Below are 1,440 nucleotides of genomic sequence, written 5' to 3'. Positions count from 1 at the left end.
TCGTGAATAACTGGTCAGATAGAGGAGTTGTTGAGCAATGGCATAAGCTTTTTAACGGTACCGCATTGACTCAAAAGTTTGCTAAAGGTGAAGTGATTGATGAACACCTAGTTGCTCAGTTAAAGCACCAAATAGCGATTTACCGCTCACGACTCAGTGATATCTCATGGTTCATGAGATGCTTGAATGAACCAATAGCCAGACAAGCCAATCTTGAAGATAATTGCACTGGGCATTTTTGGGAAGGGCGATTCAAATCCCAAGCTTTGTTAGATGAAGCAGCCGTATTGGCTTGTATGGCCTATGTCGAACTGAATCCAATTCGCGCCAAGATGGCTTGTACGCCAGAGCAATCAGACTTCACCAGTTTAAAACTAAGAGTCACCGCAGCGCTTAAAGGTCAACAACCGAGCAAGCTATTAGCCTTTATTGGCAACGAGCGAGAGCACCAGGCAAAAGGTATTGCTTTCTCGCTGAAAGACTACCTTGAACTGGTTGATGAAACAGGCAGGGTTATCCGTAACGATAAACGGGGGGCTATATCTTCGAATGCAGAAAAAATCCTGAGTCGATTAAATATCCCAGCGGCAAGTTGGGTAAAAATCACCACCGAGTTTGGACAACTGTTTCACGGCCCAGTCGAGACGTTGCAAGAGCTAAGTAGCTACTGTGAACACTTAGATAAGCGACGACGGCACTTTTCAAATAGTTGTCAGTATATGCAAGTAAACTAGCCTAAAGACCGTAACTTCAAGAACACTCTTCTCTGTTAATGCACAGGGTTAACAATCCACGCCTTAAAACTCACTAATCTCTGTTAATTCACTTCTTTTTCCGGCATTTATTCGCGCCACTCTGTTGAAAATGGTTCAAGTACTTCTTTGATAGACGTCAATCGTTGATATTGGGTTGAAAGCTAGTTATGTTATTGATTAACAATGGCTGGCTGGTATAAGCCTTACGCTTAAGCGGGCGTTATGTGTACTTAATCATTTACTATATGAAGTGAGATAAACGTGAGAATTGTTGTAAGTAATGACGCAGAGTCAATAAAAATTTCACAGGAAATCCGCAATGAAGTATTTGTTAAAGAGCAAGGAATACCGTTACATTTAGATCTCGATGGGTTGGACGCTAATTCATACCATTCGTTAGTTTATATTGATGGTATAGCAATTGGTGTTGCAAGATTGGCTTTAGTCGAAAATAACAATGCAGTTATGGCTAGAGTCGCTATCAAAAAAAATTATAGAGGCAAGGGGATTTCAACAAAACTTGTGGATTCATTAATAACTAAGGCTAGGGAATTAGGCATCAACAGCATTGAAATTCATGCCCATGAATACCTAAAAGAATATTACGAAACGTTTGGATTTCATTACATTAAACAAGTTGAAAAAGTTGGTGAGCATCAATTAATTCAAATGTGTTTAAATCAAA

The 1,440-nt window shown here is 39.9% G+C and carries 2 protein-coding genes; both read left to right on the top strand.

Features of this window, described 5'->3' with window-relative positions; all coding sequences use genetic code 11:
* Nucleotides 1-2 precede the first annotated feature (2 nt).
* Complete coding sequence (locus tag CXF82_RS01400) at nt 3-734, top strand: transposase (protein ID WP_102043555.1); 732 nt, start codon at nt 3-5, stop codon at nt 732-734.
* Nucleotides 735-1,016: 282 nt separating this feature from the next.
* On the top strand, nt 1,017-1,440 hold a 424-nt coding region (locus CXF82_RS01395), incomplete at its 3' end, for a GNAT family N-acetyltransferase (RefSeq protein ID WP_180961152.1).

The sequence above is a fragment of the Shewanella sp. GutDb-MelDb genome (assembly GCF_002836075.1).
In the GTDB taxonomy this organism is placed as follows: Bacteria; Pseudomonadota; Gammaproteobacteria; order Enterobacterales; family Shewanellaceae; genus Shewanella.
The sequence above is the reverse complement of the archived record's forward strand: the minus strand, read 5'-3'. Positions and strand labels throughout refer to the sequence as shown.